The organism is Pseudorhodoferax sp. Leaf265 (genome assembly GCF_001422365.1).
Classification (GTDB): domain Bacteria; phylum Pseudomonadota; class Gammaproteobacteria; order Burkholderiales; family Burkholderiaceae_C; genus Pseudorhodoferax.
In genome coordinates this window covers 42,867-66,654 of the sequence record NZ_LMMT01000037.1, presented here as the reverse complement: position 1 = coordinate 66,654, position 23,788 = coordinate 42,867, and the positions used below count along the sequence as shown (strand labels likewise).

Here is a 23,788-nt window from a genome sequence, read left to right as displayed (position 1 = left end):
GCCGGCGCACCCTGCGCCGCATGGGGACGCGCTGGAGTATGGGGAGACGGTGCGCGCGCGCCCATCCCGTGATTGCGCATCCCGTGATCGCGGGACGCAGACGGGATGGCTTGGGGAGACTGGCCTTTCAGCCCAGGGCGCGGCGGCCCGCGGCCTCCAGCGCCGGCTTGACGCTCTCCAGCGCGCCGCCGCCATCGCAGGGAATCAGCGCGCCGGAGATGTAGCCCGCATACGGCGAGCCCAGGAACAGCGCCAGGTTGGCGATGTCGTCCAGGCTGCCGAAGCGCCGCAGCGGCACCTGCTCCTGCGCGAAGGCGCGGTCCTCGGCGGTCGGCGCCATGAGCTTGCGGAAGCCCTCGGTCCCATCGATGGGACCGGGCGAGATGGAATTGACGCGGATGCCCTCGCGGCCCCACTCCAGCGCCAGCGTGCGCGTGAGCTGGTCCACGCCGGCCTTGGCGGCGCCCGCATGGGCCTGGTAGCGCATGGGCACGAAGGACTGCGGCGCCGTGATCTGGATCACCGAGGCGCCGGGCTTGCGCAGGTGCGCGTGGGCCTGGCGCAGCACGTGGAAGCTGCCGACCAGGTCGATGTCCACCACGACCTTGAAGCCGTTGGACGACATGGCCTCGGCCGCGCACAGGAAGTTGCCGGCCGCACCCGAGACCAGCACGTCCACCGGCCCGAAGCGCGCCACCGACTGCACAAAGGCCGCGCCCACGGCCTCGAAGTCGCGCACGTCGGCCACCACGCCATGCACCTCGGCGCCAGCCTCGCGCAGGCTGGCCACGGCGGCGTCCACGTTGTCCTGCTTGCGGCTGGCCACGGTGACCCGCGCGCGCTGGCGTGCGAAGGCCTGGGCGATGCCGAAGTTGATGCCCGTGGTGCCGCCGAACACGACGACATGGCGGCCGGTGTAGTCGAGATCGATCTGCATGCTAGTGGTAGCTCAGGCGCGGCACACCGGCGCCGCTGGCGTACAGCGCCAGCTTGCGGCTGCCCGCGAAGATGGACTTGGGCGTGAGCCCGTAGACCTGGCGGATCGAGTGGCTGAAGTGGGTGGAATCCGGGTAGCCCGCGTCCAGCGCGATGTCGGTCAGGTTGCTGCTCTGCGTCACGTAGTACAGCAGGCTGCGCGCGCGCTGCCAGGTGCGGAAGCTGCGAAACGGCGAGCCGGTCTCGGCCTTGAACAGGTGCAAAAAGCGCGAGACCGACAGGTGCGCGGCGGCGGCGCACTCCTGCGCCGAGACATGGCCGTTGGGATCGGACTTGATGCGGTCCAGCACGGCCTGCACGCGCGCATCCAGCGCCCGCGTGCGCAGCGGCGCGCCGAAGAAGGCCTCGTCGAACGCCGCCGTGCTGGCATAGCGCCGGTTGTCGGCACGGCGCAGGGCGTCCAGCGCCTCGCGCATGCGCTGCAGCGCCGCCGGGGCGTCCACGGCGCCGCGGCCCGCGCGCAGGTGCGGCGGCAGCGCCGCCACGTCCACCGTCTCGGCCTCGACCAGCAGGTTGCAGATCATGCGTTCGCCCGAGACGATGCGGTGGCGCACATACGGTGGCACCACCGAGACCGCGCTGTCCTGCCAGTCGCCGCCGTCCACACAGATGCGGTGCGTGCCGCGCAGCGAGAGGTAGACCGAGAAGCCACCGAAGCAGCGCACCGTGGGCTCGCCGAGCAGGCCCAGGTAGAGCACGCGGTCGGCGTTGATCCACATCATGCGCTGCCAGTCGGCGTCGGGTGGGCGGCGGGCGGCCTGCAGGCCGGTGCCCTGGAAATCGATCTGCATGCCTTGTCTCCTGTTGCGTTGTCGTGCGGCGGGCGCCTCAGCGGTACTTTGCCAGTTCGAGCTTGCCGATCTGCGCGCAATGGACTTCGTCCGGGCCGTCGGCCAGGCGCAGCAGCCGGGCCGTGGCGTAGGCCGCGGCGATGCCCAGGTCGTTGTTGGTGCCGCCGCCGCCATGTGCCTGGATCACCCAGTCGATGACCTGGCAGGCCATCTGCGGCGCCGCCACCTTGATCATCGCGATCTCGGCCTTGGCCGCCTTGTTGCCCACGGTGTCCATGCGGTGCGCGGCATTGAGCGTGAGCAGCCGTGCCTGGTCGATCAGGATGCGCGACTGCGCGATGCGCTCCAGCGTCACTCCCTGCTGGGCCAGCGTCTTGCCGAAGGCCGTGCGCGTGAGGCTGCGCTTGCACATGCGTTCGAGCATGCGTTCGGCCAGGCCGATCAGCCGCATGCAGTGGTGGATGCGCCCCGGCCCCAGCCGGCCCTGCGCAATCTCGAAGCCGCGGCCCTCGCCCAGCAGCATGTGGGACACCGGCACACGCACGTTCTCAAAAATGACCTCGGAGGCGCGGTCGGGCACGCCGTAGAAGCCGAACACCGGGATGGAGCGCAGCACCTTGACGCCTGGGGTGTCCATGGGCACGAGCACCATGGACTGCTGCTTGTGGCGGTCGGCGTTGTCGGGGTCGGACTTGCCCATGAAGATGCAGATCTTGCAGCGCGGGTCGGTCGCGTTGGTGGTGTACCACTTGTGGCCGTTGATGACGTAGTGGTCGCCATCGCGCACGATGGAGCTTTCGATGTTGGTCGCGTCGCTGGAGGCCACGGCGGGCTCGGTCATCGCGAAGCACGAGCGGATCTCGCCGGCCAGCAGCGGCTTGAGCCAGCGCTCCTGGTGCTCGGGCGTGGCGTAGCGCGCCAGAACTTCCATGTTGCCGGTGTCGGGCGCCGAGCAGTTGAAGACCTCGGGCGCCAGGTGCGAGCGGCCCATGATCTCGCACAGCGGCGCGTAGTCGAAGTTGGACAGGCCCGCGCCGTGCTCGGAGGCCGGCAGGAACAGATTCCACAGGCCGGCCGCGCGCGCCAGCGGCTTGAGTTCGTCGAGCACCGGCGCCACCTTCCAGGGGCCGAGCTCCTCGGCTTCGCGGTAGTAGCGCTGCTCGTTGGGGTAGATGTGCGCCTCCATGAAGGCAGCGAGGCGCTGCTGCAGATCCTGGACCCTGGGCGAGAACTCGTACACATCGTCCTTTCGGGGCGGCTGGCGTGCCGCGTGTTGAACAGGCATGGCGGGCACCTGCAATGGCCCAGGATGGTAGGGCCAGATTGTCAGACAATCATCAGGGTTTGTCCGGCGTGGCAGGCGGGCAGGCAAGAAGCCGCTGCGAGGGTATGCGGCGGCCAAGCGGGGGGCTTGCGCCCAGGCGCTGCGGCCTGCGCGACAATGCGGATGCCATGAAGCCCCTGCCCATCGTCCGCTTCGCCCGCGTGGGCTGCTGTTGCGCTGCGCTACTGCTGGCCTGCGCCACGCCTGCCCGGGCGCAGCCGGCTGCGCCCGAGGGCCTGGTGGCCGAGACCGTGCATGCCCTGGAGGGCCGCCTGACCTACTACGCGCGCCGGCTCGCGGGCCGCCCGACGGCCAGCGGCGAACGCTTCGACCCCGAGAAGATGACCATGGCGCACGAGACCCTGCCCTTCGGCACGCTGGTGCGCGTGACCAACCTGCTCAACCGGCGCAGCGTGGTGGTGCGCGTCAACGACCGCGGCGCCTGGAGCGCCGACCGCATCGGCGACGTGTCGACGGCCGCCGCACGCGAACTGGGCATGCTGCGGCGCGGTGTCGTGCGCGTCCAGCTGGAGTTGCTCAAGGCCATCGACGGCCCGGCATCCGCGCGGTAGCAGCCCGGCCAGCGGCGGCGCCGTGCGCGCCGACTCAGGTGGCCGTGTCCGCCGATATTGCCGGACAATCCGGCCCCGATCGCGTATGGTGCGAACGGCTGCGATGCCGCCGCGCGCTTCCGGCGCAACGCACCATCGCGCAGACCGAGGCCGACCCGTGAACACCACCCCACCCCCCAGCGCGGCACGCGCGGCCCTGCGCGCAGGCGCAGCAGCCGAACGCCACCCGCGCAGCACGCCCGACCGCGTGGCCGATGCGATCAGCAAGGGCATCCTGATGCGCCGCTTCGCGGTGGGCCAGCGCTTGGTGGAAGCCGACCTCACGCGTGAACTGCAGGTCAGCCGCAGCACCGTGCGCGAGGCCCTGCGCATCCTGGCCGCCAGCGGCGTGGTCGAACTCACGCCGCACCGCGGCGCGGTGATCCGCTCGCTCACGCGCGAGGACGCGGCCGACCTGCTCAGCGTGCTGGAGGTGCTGTCGGGCCTGGCGGCGCGGCTGGCCGCAGCCCGCATCGGCACCGGCGACAACGCGCGCCGCTTCGCGGCGGCGGCACACAAGCTCGTCACGGCCGACACACCCGAGGCGCTGGACCGCGTGCTCGACGCACGCGCCAACTACTACAGGGTGATGTTCGACATCGCCGGCAACCAGGAGCTGGACCGCGTGCTGCCGCAATCGCGCGCCCACCTGTTCCGCGCCCAGTTCTACCATGCGCTCACGGCCGCCGACCTGCGCGCCATGGTGGCCGAGTACCGCGGCATCACCGAGGCCATCCTGGCCGGCGACCCGGCCCTGGCCGAGAAGCGCATGCGCAGGCATCTGCAGAAGTCCGGCGAGCGCACGCTGCCGCGCATGGCGCGGCTGTCGATCTAGCCAGGCCGTCCTGTCCGAGAGCGACGCTTCGTTCGCGGCCGTCGGTCAGGTCGGCTAGGCAGCCCTGCTCCGCGATCGGCGATTCCGCATCCAGACCAAGATGAAGACCTGCTCGGCTGCCGATCTCTGGGTCGATCTCAGCGGCGCTGCGATCACCGAGGCCCCATCGCTGTGGATGTCGGCATCGACGTTCTCAAGCACAGCGAGCAGCTGTGCCCGGCACCAGGCCCTGCACGACCCGCTGACGGGCCTGGCCGACCGCCGGCTCCTCGAAGACCTTCTGCGGCGCAGTCTCGCGCAGACCCGGCGCACCGGCCAGGGCTTCGCGGTCTGCTGCACGGACCTCGACGGCTTCTAGCCCGTGAACGGCCGCCATGGCCATGATGCCGAGGACGTGGTGCTGCGGACGGTCGGCCAGCGGCTTTGCGACGTCTTGCGTGCCAACGATACGGTGGCCCGGCTGGGAGGCGACGGGTTCGCATGGATCCTCGCGGATGTCGAGACCGCCCTCGATGCCCAGCCGGTTCTGCTGCGCTGCATGGATGCCGTGCAGCGTCCCATCGCCCTCACCGGCGGTGAGCAGGTCACGGTCGACTGCAGCATCGGCGTGGCGCCAGGCGCTGCAAGTGGCGCCACAGGGCAGGAGATCTTGGCCGCGGCGGACGCGGCCATGTACAAGGTCAAGCTGGCGGGGCGCGGGCGCTTCGGGGCGGCGCTGCCCAGGGCATCACGCCCTGTACCAGAGCGCCGGCTGGGCCAGGCCGTTACGGCCGAGCTGATCGTGCTCGTACGCCTCCCATTCGGCCTGCAGGGCGCGGATGCGGGGCAGGATCCGGATGAAGGCGTGCAGCAGCTCCGGATCGAAATGCCTGCCCGCGCCTTGCTCCAGGGTCTGCACCACGCGTTCGATCGGCCAGGGCTCCTTGTAGGGCCTGCGCATGGACAAGGCATCGAAGACGTCGGCGATGGCGACGATGCGGGCGGAATGCGGAATGTCCTGGCCGCGCAAGCCATCCGGGTACCCGCTTCCGTCCCACTTCTCGTGGTGACGCAACGCCACCTCGGCGGCCAGGCGGAACACCGGGGCATCGCTCTCGCTCAGGATCTCGTGGCCAATGCGCGCATGCGTCTGCATCACGCGCCACTCGTCCGCGTCCAGCGGACCGGGCTTGCGCAGGATGGCGCTCGGAATGCCCAGCTTGCCCATGTCGTGCATGGGGGCGGCCTGTTCCAGTGTGCGGCCATCGGCCGCGCTCCAACCCGCCTCGCGCGCCAGTTCGCGGGCGAAGGTCGCCATGCGCCAGATGTGCACGCCCGTGTCGTTGTCGTTGAAATGGCCCGCTCTTCCGAGCATGGAGATGGCGTCCCGGTGGCTTTTCTCCAGCCGGCTGGCCTGGACCAGGGACAGGTGCGTGCGCACACGTGCGCGCACCGCCAGCACAGACACGGGTTTGGTCAGGTAGTCCACAGCACCGCAGTCGAACCCACGCGCCTCGTCCCAGCTGTCGCACAGGGACGTGACGAAGATGACGGGGATGTGCGCCGTCCGCGGATCCGCCTTGAGTGCCCGGCAGGCCGCATAGCCGTCCATGCCCGGCATCTGGATATCCAACAGCACCAACGAGGCCGCATGCCTGGCTGCGGTCGCAACGGCATCCGCCCCGCTGCGCGACACGATCACCTTGTAGTCCCGCTCCAGGATGTTGCGCATCGCATCGAGGTTGATCGGTTCGTCGTCCACGACAAGGATGGGGCCTGTGGGCATGGCTAGCTCTCCTGGTTGCGAGACCGGGCGGCGAGCGCGCTGCGGACCAGCGCCTCGGCGGCGCGGAATTCGTAGTACGCCACGGCAGAGCGCAGCGCGCTCAACGCATCGACGGAAAGATGCGGCGCAGCATGCGCTAGCGCGGCCTCGACGCGGGCCGCATCGTCGCTTGCCAGGGCCCTCAGCAACTCGTGCAGCATCTCTCCTGCCGTCCCTTGCAGGGCGGACATGGAAGGCGGGGGCACCGCCGTTGGCCTGGTCGACATGCGTTGCAGATACACCCGGATCTCGTCACGGGCCGCCTCGAGCGCCAGCTGCAGGTGCCCGATCGCCCCGGCGATGTCCCGGCGCGCACGCGACGCGTGCTCCAACGATTCCGCGCTCGCGGCGACGTGCCCGATCCCGAGTTGGGCCGCCGCACCTTTGAGCCTGTGCGCCAGTTCCGCCACGGGCGCGTGTGGCATCGTCCGCATCTGCGGGGTCACTGCGCCATAGGTCTCCAGGAACTTCTCCAACGTGCTCGCGAAGACCGCGGGATCGCCCCAGAGCCGAAGACCCTGCTCGATATCGAGCGCCGCCGGCGCTGCAGGGGCGAACGGGACCGGTGTCGCGGTCGGCGCATCGGTCCCGGGGCGGCACAGGCGCAACAGGGTCTCCACCAACTGGTCCACGTCGAATGGCTTGGGCACGAATGCGTCGACCCCTGCAGCGAGGGCCTGCGCCCGCTGCGACGCGAAGGCGCCCGCGCTCAGCGCGACCACGACCAGATGGCGCAGGGATGCCGAGCTGCGAATCTTCTGCGTCGCTTCGTAACCATCCATGTGCGGCATCTGCATGTCCATCAGCACGCCATCGATCGCCGGCTCATGCGCCTGCAGCACGGCAAGGGCCTCGGCACCGTTCTCCGCGCACAACGCCGAAGCGCCCTCGCTGCCCAGGATGCGTGCCGCCACATCGCGGTTGATGTCGCTGTCGTCCACGACCAGGAACCGAAGCCCGCGCAGGCGTTGTGCCGCGACGGCCGCCGACACCGGGATGTTCAGCACGTCGCGGTCCCGCAGCACCTCCATCACGATGTTGTACAGGCCTGATCCCGTCACCGGCTTCTGTACGACACGGTCGAGCACGCCCTGGGTGTCCCCGGCAAGCAGCTTCTCGCGGTCGCGTGGCGCCGCCATGACCAGGATGGGCTGGCGCGCACCGCTGCTGGTGCGCACGCGCCGGGCCGCCTCCAGGCCGTCGATGCCGGGCATGTGCAGGTCCAGCAACAGCACGTCGTAGGGCCGGGCCTGTGGACCGCAGGCATGGTCGACCGCCTTCTCGCCGTCTTCCACGGCATCGACCTGCCAGCCCAGACTGCGCACCACGGCCGCCAGCATGCCCAGGGCCACCGGGTTGTCGTCGGCGACGAGCACGCGCAGGGGCCGTACCAACGGCGCCGTGCCGCCGGTCGCCGCGCCGGTCGGCAGCTCCAGCGTGAACGCGAAGGTGCTGCCGCGTTGCGGAGTGCTGTCCACCGTCAGGCGCCCCCCCATCAGCGCAACGAGGCGGCTGCTGATGGTCAAGCCCAGGCCTGTGCCACCGTACTGGCGGGTGGTGGAGGTGTCGGCCTGGTTGAACGCCTCGAAGATCTGCGCCTGCTTGTCCGCCTCGATGCCGATCCCCGTGTCCTGCACGGCGAAGCGCAGTGTCACGGGCCCCTGCGCGGAGCCGTCGTCGACACGTTCCACACTGACGACCACCTCGCCGTGCGCCGTGAACTTGATGGCATTGCTGACCAGATTGACCAGCACCTGGCTCAGGCGCAGGCTGTCGCCGATCAGATGCTCCGAGCCCGCAGGCACCGGCCCCACCACCAGTTCCAGGGGCTTGTCGCCCAGGGACGATGCCATGATCGAAGCGAGGCTGTCGAGCACGGCAGACAACAGGAACGGGGCACGCTCGATGTCCAGGCGGTCGGCCTCGATTTTCGACAGGTCCAGGATGTCGTTGATGATGCCCAGCAATGCGCGGCCGGCGCCCTGGATGCGCAGCACCATTTCGTAAGGTGCCGTCGACAGGCTTTCGCGCTCCAGCAGGTAGCACAGGCCCAGGATCGCATTCATGGGCGAACGGATCTCGTGGCTCATGTTCGCCAGGAACTCGGACTTGGCCCGGGTGGCGGCTTCGGCGGACTCCAGCGCCTGGTGCAGCTGCCGGGTGCGCTGCGCGACCTGCTCCTCCAGCGAGGAATTCAGCTCCAGGACGCGCGACTCCGCGGCCTTCTGCTCGGTGATGTCGCGGTTGATGCCGACGAGCTGGACCGGCCGGCCGTCGGCCGTTCGCTCCACGAGTGCCGCCGCCTGGATGTAGCGCAGCTCGCCCGACTCTCGGACGATCCGGAACACGGGGTCGAACGTGTTCTCGCCGCGCAACTGCTGCTGCAGCCGGTCCTCGACTTCCGTCCGGTCGTCCGGATGGACACGCGTGCGCCAGAAGGCCAACCAGTCGTTGCCGGCATGGCGCAGTTCGGGAGGAACGCCGTAGATCGAGAACATCTGCTCGTCCCAGACCAACAGGTTGTCGTCCGGCCGCCAGACCCAGACGCCGAGGCCCACCACGTCGAGGGCCATCTGCAGCCGGCTCAGCGCCGCATGCAGCTGGGCCTCCAGTTCCACGCGCCTCGACATGTCGGTGATGACCGCCAGCACGCCGAGCCCGTGCCGGGTCTTCACCGGGCTCAGCCCGACCTCCACCGAGATCTCGCGGCCATCCCGGTGCAGGGCGAACAACGGTTGCCCCTGTCCCATGGGCCGGGAGCGTGGATCGCGCAGGTAGCCCGCCTGGTGGTGCGCATGCCGTGCCCGCAGGCGCATGGGAATCAGGGCGTCGACCTGCAGGCCCAGCAACTCGTCCTTGCTGTAGCCGAACAGCTCTTCCGCCTTGCGGTTGGCAAGCACGAGCCGCTGCTGCGCATCGACCATCAGCATGGCGGTCGGGGCCGCGTCCACGGCGAGCCTGAAGCGCTCATCGGCGCTGTGCTGCTCGGTGAGGTCGCGCACGGTCACCGCGGTCCCCACCTGGCGCCCATCCGGTGCACACACCGCCGTGCGGCTCAGCTGCAGTTCGGCCGGGCTGCCGTCCGGCCGCTCGACCTGTAGCACGCTGGTCGTCACGTCCCCATCGGCCGCCACCGTCGGTGCCGGTGCACCGTTGGCCAATGCGGCGAAAGGCTCGCCCATCACCAGGCGACCCGCGTGCCCGAGCATCCGTTCCGCAGCGCGGTTCCAACTGGTCACCCGCCCCCGCGCATCCAGCCCGACGATGCCATCGCTGACGCTGTCGGCGATGGCACCCATGCGCGCATGGACCAGAGCCGTGTGGCGCCGCTGCTGCAGGTTCACCATCCCGAAGAACAGCAGCACGGCCAGCAGCGCCGAGACACCCGCGACGACCTGTCCGATGGTGTGGGGGGCCGGCAGATCCAGCCCCGCGATGAACGCGGGCGTGGCCTTGAACTCCGCTTGCCACTGCCGTCCGTACAGCGACAGGGGCAGGCGCGCCGCCATGCCGCCCGCCGCAGGTCCGTCGGCCCCGGATTCCGTGAAAAAGCGCTGCGGCGGCATGCCCGGGCCGGCTTCCATGTCGTAAAGGGCAACGACGATGCGGTCGTTCCGCGCCTCGATGCCCTTCAGTACTTCGTCGATGATCAGTGGCGCGTAAGCGAGGCCCACGCCCGCCTGCCAGCGTTGCTCGGGCGTGTCGGTGGGCGCATGCGGCCGGTAGATCGGGATCAGGAAGACGAAGCCGCTCTTGTTCTCCTGTGCGGCCTGCACCAGGGTGATCGGCCGCGACAGGACCGGCTGGCCGCTGCGCAGGGCTTCGTGGGCGGCAATGCGACGGTGCTCCTCCGACGCGATGTCCAGGCCGATGGCCTGCCGGTTGCGGGCCTCTGGCTCGACGTACTCGATGACCAGCGCGTCGCCTCGGGCGTCGGCCAAATGCCGGACCGCGAAGTCCGCTCGGCCGGCGGCTCGCTGCGCGCGCCCGTAGAGGTCCAGCGCCTCCTGCGGCACCCGCCGGATGAAGCCGAAGCCGCGCGCGCCCGGGAACTCGCGCGCAAACTCGCGCGATGCGGCGTAGGCGTGGAACTGCGCGTGCGTGATGCGGTCGGCGCCAGCCGTGACGATGGCACCGCGGGCGCCACGCAGGCCGTATTCGTACAGGTTGATGCGTTGTGTCAGGTCGCCGACCATGCGCTGCACAGCGGCGTCGAAGCGGGCCTGCCTGACGGCCTCCTGCGTCGCGGCGACATGCCGGTCGGCCAGGAGCGCTGCGACGCCGCCGCAAACGAGCACGATGCCGGAGCAGATCCAGGGAAGCCAGGAACGTTGCATAGGGTGCGAACTGCAGAGCGCATCCGTCCATTGCGCACCAAACGGGACGCATCCGATCATCGAGCGAACAGACCGACTCGTTTATTGTTGCAATTTATTGTGATGTGTCGAATTGTCAAGATGGTTGTCCCGTAGCCGACACGGCGCGCCTGCCCGCTGGTCAGGTGGCAGAGCGCATCCCATCCCGCAGCGCGTTCGGCCCCACCGCCGACGCGGTCTGCACCCCGCCGACACGCTCGACGGACACCCTGGCATACATCCCGGTACGCTCCAGCCACTGCGCAATGGCCTGCGCCCGCTCCTCCCGCACGAGCAGGGGCCCGCGGTCCACCGCCCGGTGCGGGTAGCCCGGCCCGCTCAGACCGATGCAGACGACACGCCACACGGCATCGCTCCCGTCACGCGCTACAGCGGTGCCTGGATGGTCTCGGCCATGGACCGGGCCGGCAGCGCCACGCTGAACGCCACCCCGCCGGCGGCCTGGTTGGCGGCGCTGATGCGCCCGCCGTGCACCTCGAGGATCTTGCGGCTGATCGTCAGGCCCAAGCCGGTGCCGCCGGAGCCGTCCTTGGTCGCACTGGACTGCACGAAGGCGTCGAAGATGCGTTCCAGTTCCGCCGGCGGTATGCCCGGCCCCTGGTCGGCGATGCGCAGCACGATCTCGCTCTCGGGCGTGGTTCGGCTGTCCACGCTGATGGTTCCCTGTGGCGGCGAGAACCGGATGGCGTTCGCCAGGATGTTGCGCACGACCTGCTGGAAGCGCCGCGGATCCACCTTGGCGATCTGCGGCACCGGATGCAATGCCATCGCGATCCGCAGGCCGCGCTCGCCCAGCTGCGGCTCCAGTTCGCGCAGCACTTCCTGCACCAGTGGCCGCAGGTCGGCACGCTCCAGGTGGAAGGTGCCCACCGAACTCTCGATCTTGGCCACGTCCAGCAGGTCGTTGACCAGTGCCAGCATGCGCCGGCCCGAGGTGTGGATGTCCGAGAACATCGCCGCCAGCTTGGGCTGGTCGCGCCCACGCATGGTGCCCAGCTCGGAAAATCCGAGGATGGACTGCAGGGGCGTGCGCAGTTCGTGGCTGATGTTGGCGATGAATTCGGACTTGGCACGTGAAGCCTCTTCCGCGGCGTCACGTGCCTCGCGTGTGGCGCGCTCGGCGGCGCGGAACTCGCTGACATCCATCAGCACGGCCAGGATGGCGGCTGGCGCGCCGTTGTCGCCGGGCATCAGCACCTGCTCGAGCACCACATCGCGGCATGACCCATCCGCGTGGGTGAACTCCGCTTCATGGCGCATGCGCCCCCCCTTGGCGACAAGCTCGCGCTCCTGCGCCCGCAGGCGGTCGAGCTGGGCCGCCGTCAGATGCGGCGCGCTGGCACGCCCCAGCACCTCCTGGCGCCGGATGCCCGTGAACGCCTCCCAGGCCTGGTTGACGCTCAGATAGCACCCTTGCAGATCACGCACGGACAAGGGCAGCGGGCTGGCCTCGAGCATCAGCTCGGTGATCTGCAGCTGGGTTTGCAGGCGACGCTGGGCGGTGACACGTTCCGTCACCTCCGCGGCGCTGCCCGCGAAACCGACCAACTGCTCGTCCTGGATCAGTGGCACGACGGCCAGGTCGAACACCCGCGTGCCGCCGCTGGCCGGGGTGCGCACGCACACCTGTGCGTTGCGCGTTCCGGCCCGGTCATCGGCCGCGAACAGCGCCTGCACCATGGCCCGCTGCTCCGGGACAGCCAGCGAGGCAAGTTCCAGGCCGACAGCCTGGCGCGGCTCGGTCCCGCCGACAGCGCTCCACCGGGCGTTCACATAGGTGATCCGGCCCTGCAGGTCGGTGCGGAAGATCAGCTCCTGCACGCTCTTCACCGTGACGCTGAGTTCGCGCTCGCGTTGTGCCACCACGGCCTGGGCCCGTTGCAGCAGCCGGCGCGTGCGCTCGCGTGCCTGCAGGCCGCGCCAGGCGACCAGCGTCATCGTGACCAGCAGCACCACCGCGGCGCCCAGCACCCAGACCACCTGGCGTGCCGCACGCCACCAGTCCGCGCGCACGGCGGCCAGGGGCCGTTCCACGACGATGACCAACGGCCAGGTGGGCGACGCACGGTAGGCGGCGACCTGCTCCTGTGGCCCCACACCCAGGCCTGCACCAACGGAGGCGCCGTGCGCACGCTGGGCCAGTTGCTCGCGGAAGCGGGGCAGGTTCGCAATGCGCTCACCGGGTGCCATGCCCGCACCGGCCGTGGCAGCCAGCACGTCGCCGTCGTAGCGCAGCATGGCCGCGCAAGCGCGCGGATCGGCCAGGGCCAAGGTCTGGTAGTTGGAGAACGCGTCCGGGTTCAGCAGTGCCACGAACAAGGCATTGCCGCCAGCCGACGTCCGCAGCAGCGGGATGAAACCGACACCGGCTGGCGCCGAACCGCTGCGGCCGATGTCGGCCAGACTGCGGCCCGGCACCAGCGCGCCCAGCCGGTCCTGCCCAGGCTTGGGCCAGGCCCCCAGGACGGCCAGCGGCACAGTGCGCCGTTGGCGTTCGGCCGGCGAGGTGCTGGCGAGGACCACGCCCTGCGCGTCCACGACGGCGACGCCGCGGATGATGGGCAGGCCGGCGAGGGCTTCACGCAGCAAGCCTTCCAGTTCCCCGGCCGCCAGGCCGGGCCGGGCCGCGACCCGGTCGGCCAGGGAGGAGAGCGCCAGCGACGCGGTGTCGATCGAGAGCGTTGCGTGGTGCTCCAGCACGCGCGCCTTCAAGGCCTGGTCTTCCAGGGCCACGTCAATGGTGCTTTGGTAGGCGATGGCGCCGACCCATGCCACGGCAGCCACCACCAGCAGCGTCAGCCCCATGCCGAGCAGCAGCACGATGCGGTTTTCGCGCCAGCCGGCGAATCCCGCCCAGCGAAGCTGCGGCCAAGGCAAGGCCATGGCGTGCGCCGCCATCATTTTGCCAAGGCGGGCGTCAGCCCATGGCGCCGGGCCGCGGCCTCCAGGCGGCCGTCGCGCTTGATCCGGGCCACGAAGTCATCGATCTCCGCCAGCCAGTCGGCATCGCCTGGCTTCACCGCATAGCCGTAAGGCAGCACGTGGAAGGGCGTGGGCGGAGCCACCAGGCGCGCCCAGTCGGCGCTGTCGAGCAGCCGCCGGCTGTAGGGATAGTCGGTCATGAACACATCGACGCGCCCGGCCTCCAGCTCCTGTTCACGCGTGGCGGGTGGTTTCACCACGACCAGCGTGGCCTGCTTGAGCGCCTGGGCCATCACCGGCTCCATGAACGTGCCGGCCTGCACCGCCACCTGCACGCCAGGCTGGTCGATGTCGCCCCACTCGCGCACCACGCGGCTGCTGCGCGTGGTGATCGCGTAGACGTCGCTGCGCAGATAGGGCTGCGAGAACGCGAGCTGCGCCTTGCGCTGCGGCAGGACGGCCACGGCGAACATGGCGAGGTCGCAACGGTCGCCACGCACGTCCTGCACCAGCGTCGCGAACGAAGAGTCCACGGTCTCGACCTTGAGCTTGAGGTCCTCGCCCAACGCAGCCGCCAGGTCGATGTCGATGCCGCTCAGCTGGTGCGTGCGCGGGTTGCGGTAGGTGATGCCGTAGTAGTCCGGCCAGATGCACACCCGCACGGTGCCGGTGGCCCGGACGCGGTCGAGCACGCTGCCAGCATGCGAAGGCAGTGCGGCGGCCAGGGCCAGGCCGAGTGCGGTGGTCGCGAGATGGCGCACGGCGCGTGCGCAGGCATGGGTTTGCATGGCGAGTCCTCAGAGGAAGGCGGCCGTCGCCGCGAGCTGTGGCGGGTCCTGCATCAGTTCTGCGAATCCCAGACTGCTGCGGTTCACCTCGTCGCGCATGGCGATCAGCCGCCTGGCGTTGGCGAGAAAGGTGTCGACCACCCGGGGGTCGAAGTTGCGCCCCCGTTCTGCCGCCAGCATCTCCAGCGCGGTGGCGTCGTTGAAGGCCGGGCGGTAGCAGCGGTCCATGGTCAGCGCATCGAAGAAGTCCGCGACCGCCACGATGCGTCCGGACAGGGGAATCGCCTCGCCCGCCAGGCCGTGGGGATAGCCACTGCCGTCCCAGCGTTCGTGGTGCGTGAGCGCGACCTCGGCGGCCAGCTGGAACAAGGCGATGCGCGAGCGGCCGAGGATGCGGGCGCCGATCTCGGGATGGGTGTTCATCGAGAAACGCTCGCCGTCGTTGAGCTTGCCGGGCTTTTTCAGCACCGCGTCCGGGATGCCGATCTTGCCGATGTCGTGCATCGGCGCGGCCTGGCGCAGCAGGCCCGCCTGCGCGCGGCTCTGGCCCAGGCACAGTGCCAGTCCCCAGGCCAGGTAGCCCATGCGAACGATGTGCACGCCGGTGTCGTCGTCGCGCAGTTCCGCGGCACGTGCCAGCAGCAGCAGGGCTTCGTGGTGCGCACGCGTGACCTCCTGCAGCGCCTGGTTGCGCTCCTGGTACATCTGCCCGAAGTCGGCCAGCATACGTTCCATCTGCGCCGCTGCCGCGTCGGCGAAGGACCGCTCGCCGATGCCGACACCGGGCGCGGCCTGCAGGGCCGAGGGGCTGCAGGCCTCGGCGCTGGCGGCCGCCAGCGGCTGGTCCACCGCGGCGCTCATGCGACCTCCGCGTTCAGCAGCGCGAGCAGCTCCATCGGGCTGAAGGGCTTGACGACATAGGCATCGGCGCCGGCCTGCAGGCCCGCTTCACGGTCTGCGGTGTTGCCGCGTGCCGACAGCAGCAGCACCTTGATGCCGCGCAGCAGCGGGTCGGACTTCACGTCACGGCACAGGTCCAGGCCATTGCGCTCTCCCGGCATCATCACGTCCAGGAACATCAGGTCCGGCGACAGCTTGCGGGCCTTCTCCAGCCCTTCGGCGGCATCGCCGGCCTCGTGGATCTCGCAGTCCTCGAACTCCAGCGTCATGCGGATCAGACGCCGGATGTCGGCATGATCCTCTACGATCAGTACGTTTTTCATTTGGCCCCTTGATGGTCTGGGGCCGATTATCATCAAATCACATTCGTCAAATCATATTTGCCGATTTTAAGTCGTATTTTTGTGAAAAATGACAACCCCGCTGATGCGGAGACCTACACCACGCTGGAAGCCGCGCGCTTGATGGGCATGGCCGTGCGATCGGTGCAACTCATGGTCGACCGCGGGGAACTGCAGGCCTGGAAGACCGGCGGCGGGCATCGGCGCATCGCCCGCCAGGCCGTGCACGCCTGGGTCGACGCGCGCCACGTGGTTCCGGCGCAGGGGGCGCCCGAACCGGGCCAGGACACCCCGGCAGCGCCGGTGCAGCCCCCCGGCGGCCGGCCGGTGGTGCTCTTGATCGAGGATTCGGTGCACTACCAGAATCTTCTGCGCCTGTTGATCGGCCAGCGCTTTCCCGGCGTCGACCTGCATGTGGCGCCGGATGGCATCACGGGCCTGATCCTGGCCGGACAGTTGCAGCCGGAGATCCTGATCGTCGACATCCTGCTGCCGGGCATCGACGGCGCCACCCTGATCACCGGCTTGCGCTCGCATCCACAGTTCGCGCGCAGCCAGTTGATCGTGGTCACGGGCCTGGACGCCGAGCAGCGGGCACCGTACGCCTTCGCCCTGGAAGATGTTCCGGTGGTGCACAAGCCGCAGGTCGTGACGGCCTTGCCGCCGTTGCTGGCGCAGGCGCTGAAGCGGCTGGAGGCGACGGTATGAGCCTGCCGCACGTGCTGGCCGTCGACGACGACGAGATCATCCAGCGCTTCGTGCAGATGGCACTGGACACCGAGGCCCTGGAACTGCGGCAGGCCGGCAGCGTCGACGAGGCCGTGGCGCTGCTGCGCAGCGAAGGCCCGGTCGATCTGATCCTGACCGACCTGATGCTGCCAGGCGCCAGCGGCGTCGATCTGGTGCGGACGCTGCGGGCGACTCCTGCACTGCTCGGCAGCGCCCGCATTGTGGTGTTGAGCGCGGGCCTGAACTCCGCCACCAGCCAGCGCCTGGAGGCACAGGGCGTGTGGCGGCAGTTGCACAAGCCCATCGCCGTCTCGGAGTTGCAGACCGCCGTGCGCGCGGCGCTGGGAATGGAGCAGCCCGTTCTGGAGCCGGACAAGCCCAGGCGCGTGACGCCGGACGCCACCCCGGAGCAGCGTGCCATCGACCTGCACTTCGGCGGCGACGCCGCGCTGTTCCACGCATTCCGCACCAGTTGCGCGGCCCAGTTTGCCTTGGACGTCACCCAAGGGAACGCCTTGGCGCGCGCGGGCGACCTGCCGGGATTGCGGCGCCACGCCCACAGCCTGGCCAGCGTGTTCGCCACGCTGGGCGAGGAGGCCGCGGCAACGCAGGCACGCGCTCTGCAGCATGCCTGCGCACAAGGCCAGTCCAGCGCGATCGCGCTGTGGCCCGCGCTGGCACAGGTGCTGGAACATTTGTCGCAGAAACAATGATAAATATGCGAAATATTTGACACCGAGCCGAGCGGATAACTATCATTTTTTGACAGACGAATTATCATTTGCGCACTTTTCAAGGAGCGCACATGAACACATCTCCGGCTCTCGCGACGTTCACAGGGCAGGCTTGCGCGATGCACGAAGGCGTCACGCACAAGGTCCTGAGTTTCGAACTGGGTCCCGAAACCTACGGCATCGACATCCGCAAGGTCCAAGAGGTGCGTTCGTTCGAGTCGCCCACGCCACTGCCCGACACACCCGATTGGCTGCTCGGCGTCACCAACCTGCGTGGCACCGTGGTTCCCATCGTCGACCTGCGCATCCGTCTGGGCCTGCCTGCGCAGTTTGAGCAGCGCACGGTGACGGCCGTGCTGGATCTGGGCAGCCGCACCACAGGCATCGTGGTCGACGGCGTCTCCGATGTGCTGGAACTGCGCGTGGACGACATGCGCGCACTGCCCCTGGGTGCCAGCCCCGATCGCGCCGGCGTCCTTGGGTTGGCCAACGTCTCCGAGCACGGCCAGACGCGACCCCTGATCCTGCTCGATCCAGCGGCCTTGCTCGGCCACCTCCCGCAGCCGGATTCCGCACAAGCGCAGGCTTGATCGCCCCCCATTCGACACCCTACGGGCACCAACACCGTGGACCTCCAACGACCCGGGCGCGGCCAACGTCTCGGCCTGGCCCTCTAAACGACCAAGGGAAATCATCGTGAACACCAAGACCATGACCGTTCGGGCCCAATTGATCTGGGCCTTCAGCAGCCTTGCGCTGCTGGTTCTGCTGGTCGCAGGACTGTCCCTGAAGTTTCTCAATGACGCCAACCAGAACTTCGTCCATTACGTCGAGGGCATCAACGCGCGCGCGCTGATGGCCAACGGCGTGCGCACGGCGGTCGATCGACGCGCCATCGCGGCCCGCAACCTCGTCCTGGTGACCAAGGCTGCCGACCTGGAAGTCGAGAAGAAGGAGGTCAACCATGCCCACAGCGATGTCACGGAGCGCATGGCCAAGCTGCAGCAGATGGCTGCGGTCGACGGCGTACCGCAGAAGGTGCGGGACATGGTTGCCGACATGGCGCGCATCGAACAACAGTACGCGCCGGTCGCGCTGGGCATCGTGGATCTGGCGCTCAAGAAGCAGACCGAGCAGGCCATCCTCAAGATGAACGAGGAATGCAGTCCGCTGCTCGCGGCGCTGACCAAGGCGGCAACGACCTATTCGCGCTACACCGAGCAACACGCCGAACAGATGATCCACGCCGCGGCGCAGCAGTTCGCGACGGAACGCAACTACCTGCTGCTGGCCTGCGCCTTCGCCCTCGTCGCGGCCATCGTGGCAGGCGTCTTCATCGTCCGTCGCCTGTCGCGCGCGCTGGGGGCGGAGCCCGCCGACCTGAGCGTCGCCGCGCAGAAGGTGGCCGGTGGGGATCTGAGCCCCGTGACTGGCGCCGCGCAGGCGCCCGCCGGCAGCGTCCTGGCGTCGCTCGGCGCGATGCAGGGCAGCCTGGCCGCCATCGTCCAGCAGGTGCGCGAGGTTTCCGATTCCATTGCGACCGGCTCCACCGAGATCGCGACAGGCAACGCAGACCTCAGCCAGCGCACCGAAGAGCAGGCCAGCGCCCTGCAACAGACGGCCGCCACCATGGATGAACTGGGCAACACGGTTCGCCACAACGCGGCCAACGCCGAGCAGGCCAACCAGTTGGCGCTGGGGGCCTCCAGCGTGGCCGCCAAGGGCGGCGACGTGGTCAGCGAAGTCGTCAGCACGATGAAGGGAATCAACGAAAGCTCCAAGAAGATCTCGGACATCATCGGGGTCATCGACGGCATTGCTTTCCAGACCAACATCCTGGCCCTGAATGCAGCGGTCGAAGCGGCCCGGGCCGGTGAGCAAGGCCGGGGATTCGCGGTGGTGGCCGGCGAAGTCCGCAACCTGGCACAGCGCAGCGCACAGGCGGCGAGGGAAATCAAGACCTTGATCTCCGCCAGCGTCGAGCAGGTGGAGCAAGGCTCAGCGCTTGTGGACCGCGCCGGGCAGACCATGGAAGAAGTCGTCGGCGCGATCCGGCGGGTCAGCGACATCGTCGGCGAGATCAGCTCGGCCAGCAGCGAACAGAGCACCGGTGTCGGGCAGGTGGGCGAGGCGGTCTCGCAAATGGACCAGGTGACCCAGCAGAACGCGGCATTGGTCGAGGAAAGCGCCGCTGCCGCCGAAAGCCTGCGCAACCAAGCCGATCAACTGGTCCAGGCCGTCGCCGTGTTCTCCCTCCAAGGCGATGGTGCTGCGCACGCCACGGCGACGCCGGATGCGCAGCGTTCGGGTCGGACGGAGCACCGCCCCGGCGCCAACGTGGTCCGACCGCCATTCGGATCGACGAAGCGCGCCCTGTCGCGTGGCACTGCGCAGTTGCCCAGGACCGGCACCGACGATTGGACCAACTTCTGACACCGTGACCGTCCGGTGGCCAGGCAGCCCACCTCCGGCCCCCCCTGCCCCGCCCCCTTCTCGCTGAAGAGCCGAACATGCCCGCCAACCTCAAGTGTCGGCGTCGATGCAAAAGTGAGCCCCGGTCCTCTCGGTGAAAAAACCACTGACACCAACAGTGTGCGGGAAGGGCGCGCGGGAGTGGTTCAGCGCCATTTCGCGGTCGGGAGAGCCGACGGCGCTCAGCGCTTCTGGCGAGCGCCAGGGTCGCGCGGCCGAGGACCAGCGCGACAGTCCAGCTGCCATCAGGCCAAGGCCGCACGCAGCCGGGATGCGGGACCGCAGTCGGGACGGCCCGGGTGTTTCCGAACGGCCACAAGGCGCCGCTCGGCGGGTCGCATCGACCGGCTGGTCAACGCTGTGCGCAGCCGTTCACAGGCTGCCGCTCGCGCATCCGATCGGGCGGAGGCGTCGCAAACAGTTCCGCCGGACTCGCGCGCAGCTGCCGGGTGGCCACAAAAACCCGGGCTGCCATCCGAATTCCCATGGCCTGCAACCGGCCCGATAGCAAGCACGTTGGAAGCCCTTCAGCTCAATCCCCCTCGCAACTTCAGCGCTTCCTGTGCGGCAGCAACATCGCGCGTCAACGCCTTGACGTCCACGTCTACAAGCCGACCGTGCCGCTTGCGGACGATGCCATCGACAATGACGGTGTCTACGTTGTGGCTGCTGCCACATTGCACCAACTGGTATTCGATGTTGGAGCCAGCTGAAGGCTGCATGTTGATGTCGTCTAGCCGCACCAGGATCACATCTGCCTTCTTGCCTGCAGCGAGCGCCCCCACTTCTTCCGACAGGCCCAGCACGTTGGCGCCACCAGCAGTGGCCACCCTGAGGGCGTCGCCATACCCGAAGATCCACTTGGGCGCAGCCCTGACCACGTCGAAGATGGCGTTGAGGCCAGTCTGCTGGATGCGCGACGCATTGACCAATGTGCGCATCATTTCGAACGGCTCTGGCGAAGTCTGGCAGGACACGTCGACCGAGAAGCCCATGTTCTCGCGCTTCACGCCCTTGCTCAGAAGCTGGTAGACCGGCGGCAGGCCCACACCAATCATCGGATCGGTGGTCGGGCACAGCGCGACCTTGATGTTGTTGGATCGGATGGCATCGATCTCAGCATCGCTCACGTCGGTGCCATGCGTGTAGACGAATTCCGGGCCGAGCACGTTCGGATGGTTGAAGAACCCTTCATGGTTTGTGATGGGCGCAATGCCGAGTTCGCGAGCCAGACGCACCTGCTGCTCGAACTGTGCGCCAGCGCCGTCAAGCAGCAACCCGAGCTGGATTCGGTTCTGCCCGTTGGACTGCAGCCAGTCGCGGGCCTGCACCAGGTCCTCACGGCGCGTCACGTTGCCAGAGCTGGTGCCCGGATAGCTCGCCTTGGCGCGGATGCCGACCTCTGACAACGCCATCATATGGGCGGCGAAGTCCGCGTAGTTTCGGACGCCGTCTGCCCAGTCGTGGCACGTGGTGATGCCGACATTGAGTGCCTGCAAGGCCGCATACCGGACCGCCAGATAGTGGTCCTGCACGGTGTAGCTGGACGCCAGGCTGCGCAGGCGGAAGTATTCGGTCGCATCATTGGCCATGCCCTTCCACAGGCCGTTCCACATGTGCCAGTGCGTCTCGACGAAGCCAGGCATGACAACGGTGCCGGTCGCATCGATCTCCTGGGCGCCAGCGGCGGTGATGTTCTCGCCAACAGCCACGATGATGCCGTTCTTGATGTGCACGTCCCCCGTCGCCAACTGGCTGCCGGCGGCATCGAGCGCCAGCACGCGCCCGCCCTTGATCAGAAGTTCGCCCGAGGACGGGCTGGTGGCGGCTTCGGCGCCACCACAGCCGCTCAGTGAAGCGGAGGACGCTGCGGCGGCCAGCGCGCCGATCGAGCCGAGCAGGCCGCGGCGGGTCATGGGAATGGGGTGCATGTTCAATGTCTCTCGTTCAAAGTCTGGTGTGCAATGGCGCGGTGTGGCGGGGGCGGAGCAGTCCTGCAGGCGGCCCTGTGGCAGGCGGACGCCCCAACATCGCGCCGCCCTCCAAGGCATCGGCTGAACGCGCCATCGGTGCGCGCAGGGGGTTTACCGGCATTGACGAATGTCCACCGTGCGAAGACCATGCCGGACCTCGCTGCGCGCCCCAGACCTGCCATGACGATCTACCAGAACATCTCCTTCGAAGGAGCACCGGGGCCCGAAGTTTTCTCCGATGCGATGCACAGGCTGTTCGCGGTCGACCTGGCCATCGAGCAGCCCGAGGCTGCCTCGTTCAAAACACAGGTGAGCGCCTACAGCGGTCGCAAGCTTCGATTCGCCGCATTGCGTTTCTCGCCCCATTTCACGCGGTCCCAGCAGTTTGTCCGGCCGACCCGCTGGCTTGTGACGCTGCAGCGTGAAGGCACCGCGTTCGTCACGCAGGACGGGCGGTCGTCCGCCGTCCATGCAGGCGACATGTTTCTGATCGATCCTTCGCGGCCGTTTTCCATCCGCACGGACCACATCTACACGCACTCGATCTACCTGGAGCCGGACACACTGAGGCGCCTGATGCCCGAAGCGGACTCGCTCACGGCAACGGCCGTGCCCTGCCAAGCCGGAGCCGCGCGGCTCTTCGCACGGTTCGTCGACGATCTGTTCGGCTGCGCCAACGGGCTCGACGAGCAAGAGGCCGACCACCTTGCGGATGCGCTGGCACACACTCTCGGTGCAGCGCTGCAGGCCACGGCCCGTACCCAGGAGGCAGCGCCCTCGCGCATCCGTGCGGTGCACCGGCAAAGAGTCATGGAGCACCTGCGCGACAACCTGCGCGACAGCACGCTGGACGCCGGTGCCATCGCGGCCTCGATGGGCCTGTCCACCCGGTACCTTTACGACATCTTTGCCGGAGATGGCGATCCACTGATGAAACGTGTGTGGTCGTTGCGACTGGACCAGTGCCGTCAAGACCTGGCTTCGCAGGCACTGCGATCGCGCTCCATCGGAGAGATCGCGTACTACTGGGGATTCAACGACGTGGCGCATTTCAGCCGCTCCTTCAAGCAACGATTCGGTATGTCTCCGCGCGACTTTCGCCGGCAGGCGGAGGGTGCCGTTCTTCTTCCGCCCGCGCGAAGTTAGGCGTCTGACAGGCCCGCCCTCACCCGGCTGGTGCTTGTCAGCTCATCGCCGTGAAGCCGAGTGCCGTGACGACACCCTTCCAGCGGGCAGCTTCTTCCGCCATGCGCGCAGCCAGAGCGTCCGGGGTGCTGCTCACCACCTCGTAGCAGCTGGAAGCCATGGCCTCCTTGAGTTCGTGGATCGACAGCGCCCGGGCGATGTCCTCCTGCGCCCACTGCACCAGCGCAGCAGGCGTTTTGGCGGGCAGGAAGAAACCGACCCAGTCCTCGATGACCACATCGGAATACCCCTGTTCCAGGAACGTCGCCGTGCCCGGGGTAAACGTGCTTCGCTTTCTGCCCGTCGTGCCCAGGACGCGGCACTTGCCCGTCTTGGCAAAGGTCTGCAAATCCCCCAACGGAGCACACGCCGCAGCAATGTGCCCGCCGACCATGTCCAGCACGGCCGGATTGGGGCCGCGGTAGGCGACGTGGTCCAGCGCGAAGTTCTCCGCGCGCGCCAACATGGCCCCGGTGAAATGTGGCGTCGAGCCAGCGGCGGGCGAGCCGAACTGCGCCTTGTCCGGGTGCGCCTTGCACCACTGCACGAACTCCTTGAGGGTGCGCACCTGGGTGGGGACCAGCGGCCCGACCGCAAACGCGAGGTCGAACGTCGCGCCCAGTGAGACCGGCAGCAAGTCCACCGCAGGACGGTATGGCAGGCTCTGGAACGTGAACGGGAACAGCACCATGTGCGGCGATGGCGTCAGCAGCAGCGTCGCGCCGTCCGGCGCCGCGCCTTTGACGTAGCTCACCGCGAGCTGGCCCGAAGCTCCCGTGCGGTTCTCCACGATGACGGACTGGGCGTAACCTCCTTGGAGCCGCTCAGAAACCCGGCGGGCCAAGTTGTCGATCACCGAACCGGCACCGGAGCCCACGACGATGCGAGCCAGCGGCAACGTCGCCGGCTTCTGGGCCCACACGGACAGCGGCGCCACAGCCGTCAACGCGCAGGGGACGCCGAGCTGGCGCAGGAGGGAACGGCGGTTGATGGGGTAGCAGGACATG

19 protein-coding genes and 1 pseudogene are annotated in these 23,788 nt (G+C 68.6%); 8 read left to right on the top strand and 12 right to left on the bottom strand.

All coding sequences use genetic code 11. The features are described from left to right. Nucleotides 1-127: 127 nt before the first annotated feature. Genes ASF45_RS25810 through ASF45_RS25800 form a run of 3 tightly spaced genes read right to left on the bottom strand, consistent with a single transcriptional unit; the run spans nt 128 to nt 3,072 of the window. The gene (locus ASF45_RS25810) at nt 128-937 is read right to left on the bottom strand and encodes an SDR family oxidoreductase (RefSeq protein ID WP_056670210.1); all 810 of its coding nucleotides are present in this window, start codon (nt 935-937) and stop codon (nt 128-130) included. A 1-nt stretch (nt 938) separates the two neighbouring features. Beyond that, nucleotides 939-1,787: an AraC family transcriptional regulator gene (locus tag ASF45_RS25805; RefSeq protein ID WP_235581037.1), complete on the bottom strand. Its 849-nt coding sequence runs from the start codon at nt 1,785-1,787 to the stop codon at nt 939-941. A 37-nt stretch (nt 1,788-1,824) separates the two neighbouring features. Continuing rightward, nucleotides 1,825-3,072, bottom strand: a complete 1,248-nt coding sequence (locus ASF45_RS25800; RefSeq protein WP_056670906.1) for an acyl-CoA dehydrogenase family protein — start codon at nt 3,070-3,072, stop codon at nt 1,825-1,827. A gap of 167 nt (nt 3,073-3,239) precedes the next feature. On the opposite strand from ASF45_RS25800, the gene ASF45_RS25795 reads away from it, so the two are divergent. From ASF45_RS25795 to ASF45_RS36665, 3 genes and pseudogenes are all read left to right on the top strand, one after another. Beyond that, complete coding sequence (locus ASF45_RS25795) at nt 3,240-3,683, top strand: septal ring lytic transglycosylase RlpA family protein (protein ID WP_056670208.1); 444 nt, start codon at nt 3,240-3,242, stop codon at nt 3,681-3,683. A 157-nt stretch (nt 3,684-3,840) separates the two neighbouring features. Next, a complete protein-coding gene (locus tag ASF45_RS25790) occupies nt 3,841-4,557 on the top strand; it encodes a GntR family transcriptional regulator (RefSeq protein ID WP_056670205.1) in 717 nt (238 codons plus the stop codon). 100 nt (nt 4,558-4,657) lie between these two features. Then, a pseudogene (locus tag ASF45_RS36665) lies at nt 4,658-5,251 on the top strand (diguanylate cyclase domain-containing protein); the annotation flags it as partial. A gap of 33 nt (nt 5,252-5,284) precedes the next feature. On the opposite strand, the gene ASF45_RS25780 reads toward ASF45_RS36665, so the two are convergent. The 7 genes from ASF45_RS25780 to ASF45_RS25750 all read right to left on the bottom strand — a co-directional run bounded on the left by ASF45_RS25780 (nt 5,285) and on the right by ASF45_RS25750 (nt 15,670). Beyond that, nucleotides 5,285-6,298, bottom strand: coding sequence for an HD domain-containing phosphohydrolase (locus ASF45_RS25780; protein WP_369802167.1), 1,014 nt, complete (start codon nt 6,296-6,298; stop codon nt 5,285-5,287). Nucleotides 6,299-6,324: 26 nt separating this feature from the next. Then, nucleotides 6,325-10,698, bottom strand: a complete 4,374-nt coding sequence (locus ASF45_RS25775; protein ID WP_056670194.1) for a CHASE domain-containing protein — start codon at nt 10,696-10,698, stop codon at nt 6,325-6,327. A gap of 160 nt (nt 10,699-10,858) precedes the next feature. Continuing rightward, nucleotides 10,859-11,083: a hypothetical protein gene (locus ASF45_RS25770; RefSeq protein WP_056670191.1), complete on the bottom strand. Its 225-nt coding sequence runs from the start codon at nt 11,081-11,083 to the stop codon at nt 10,859-10,861. Between the two features lie 20 nt (nt 11,084-11,103). Beyond that, nucleotides 11,104-13,620: an ATP-binding protein gene (locus ASF45_RS25765; RefSeq protein WP_063887797.1), complete on the bottom strand. Its 2,517-nt coding sequence runs from the start codon at nt 13,618-13,620 to the stop codon at nt 11,104-11,106. A 14-nt stretch (nt 13,621-13,634) separates the two neighbouring features. Then, entirely contained in the window at nt 13,635-14,447 is an 813-nt protein-coding gene (locus ASF45_RS25760; RefSeq protein ID WP_056670185.1) for an ABC transporter substrate-binding protein, read from the bottom strand. 9 nt (nt 14,448-14,456) lie between these two features. Next, nucleotides 14,457-15,182: an HD-GYP domain-containing protein gene (locus ASF45_RS25755; RefSeq protein ID WP_082551300.1), complete on the bottom strand. Its 726-nt coding sequence runs from the start codon at nt 15,180-15,182 to the stop codon at nt 14,457-14,459. 122 nt (nt 15,183-15,304) lie between these two features. Further along, nucleotides 15,305-15,670, bottom strand: coding sequence for a response regulator transcription factor (locus ASF45_RS25750; RefSeq protein WP_056670182.1), 366 nt, complete (start codon nt 15,668-15,670; stop codon nt 15,305-15,307). 141 nt (nt 15,671-15,811) lie between these two features. Between ASF45_RS25750 and ASF45_RS25745 the strand changes: the two genes are divergently transcribed. The 4 genes from ASF45_RS25745 (at nt 15,812) to ASF45_RS25730 (ending at nt 19,584) form a co-directional block, all read left to right on the top strand. Beyond that, on the top strand, nt 15,812-16,396 hold the full coding sequence (locus ASF45_RS25745) for a response regulator (RefSeq protein WP_235581049.1): 585 nt from the start codon (nt 15,812-15,814) through the stop codon (nt 16,394-16,396). Further along, nucleotides 16,393-17,130, top strand: a complete 738-nt coding sequence (locus ASF45_RS25740) for a response regulator (protein WP_056670177.1) — start codon at nt 16,393-16,395, stop codon at nt 17,128-17,130. Before ASF45_RS25745 ends, ASF45_RS25740 begins: the two co-directional genes overlap by 4 nt. A 92-nt stretch (nt 17,131-17,222) precedes the next feature. Beyond that, nucleotides 17,223-17,741 carry a chemotaxis protein CheW gene (locus ASF45_RS25735; RefSeq protein WP_235581036.1) on the top strand — a complete coding sequence of 173 codons (519 nt, stop codon included), beginning with the start codon at nt 17,223-17,225 and terminating at the stop codon, nt 17,739-17,741. A gap of 106 nt (nt 17,742-17,847) precedes the next feature. Further along, entirely contained in the window at nt 17,848-19,584 is a 1,737-nt protein-coding gene (locus ASF45_RS25730) for a methyl-accepting chemotaxis protein (protein WP_082551274.1), read from the top strand. Nucleotides 19,585-20,150: 566 nt separating this feature from the next. Here the strand turns inward: ASF45_RS25730 and ASF45_RS25725 are convergent. After that, the gene (locus ASF45_RS25725; protein WP_162244057.1) at nt 20,151-21,554 is read right to left on the bottom strand and encodes an amidohydrolase family protein; all 1,404 of its coding nucleotides are present in this window, start codon (nt 21,552-21,554) and stop codon (nt 20,151-20,153) included. 222 nt (nt 21,555-21,776) lie between these two features. Between ASF45_RS25725 and ASF45_RS34815 the strand changes: the two genes are divergently transcribed. Then, the gene (locus tag ASF45_RS34815; protein WP_056670160.1) at nt 21,777-22,742 is read left to right on the top strand and encodes a helix-turn-helix domain-containing protein; all 966 of its coding nucleotides are present in this window, start codon (nt 21,777-21,779) and stop codon (nt 22,740-22,742) included. A gap of 37 nt (nt 22,743-22,779) precedes the next feature. On the opposite strand, the gene ASF45_RS25715 is transcribed toward ASF45_RS34815, so the two are convergent. After that, entirely contained in the window at nt 22,780-23,787 is a 1,008-nt protein-coding gene (locus ASF45_RS25715) for a tripartite tricarboxylate transporter substrate-binding protein (RefSeq protein ID WP_056670156.1), read from the bottom strand. Between the last annotated feature and the right edge of the window lies 1 nt (nt 23,788).